Origin of the sequence: Paraburkholderia strydomiana (assembly GCF_046030495.1) — a bacterium.
GTDB classification, from domain to species: Bacteria; Pseudomonadota; Gammaproteobacteria; order Burkholderiales; family Burkholderiaceae; genus Paraburkholderia; species Paraburkholderia strydomiana_A.
The window spans coordinates 1-479 of record NZ_JAQQCJ010000077.1; the positions used below are offsets into that span (position 1 = coordinate 1).

Genomic DNA, 479 nt, shown 5'->3' on the forward strand with positions numbered 1-479 from the left:
CACCTGCTTGCGATCTTCACCTTCTATGAATCGCTTCATCCGGTCACCCATGCTGAATGAGTTAATCCAGTTTAGGTGATCAGCGCGTTTTCACACAAGCTCGACCCACATCCGCCGTTCGGACCTCCGCTGCCTGGGCGGCTGCTCTCAAGGGTGGATTCAACCGGTGGATGCAATAGTTTGCTGGAATCGTCCGGCGGGCGTTTCGTAGTCCAGCGTCTTTCTCGGACGCTCGTTCAGCCGCCGCGCCACAGCATTGAGTTTAGCCTGCGAATACACCGACAGATCGGTGCCTTTGGGGAAGTACTGCCGTAGAAGTCCGTTTGTATTCTCGTTTGATCCGCGCTGCCACGGATGCTGGGGTCGCAGAAGTAGACCTGGATATCAGTGGCCACAGTGAAACGCTTGTGTCCGGCCATCTCCGTTCCCCGATCCCATGTTAGCGATTTATACAGTTCCTGCGGCAACTTGCTGGCATG

General features: G+C 55.7%; 1 pseudogene. It reads right to left on the reverse strand.

What is annotated here, in order from left to right:
* Positions 1 to 159: 159 nt before the first annotated feature.
* A pseudogene (locus PQQ53_RS34990) lies at positions 160 to 479 on the reverse strand (IS30 family transposase); the annotation flags it as partial.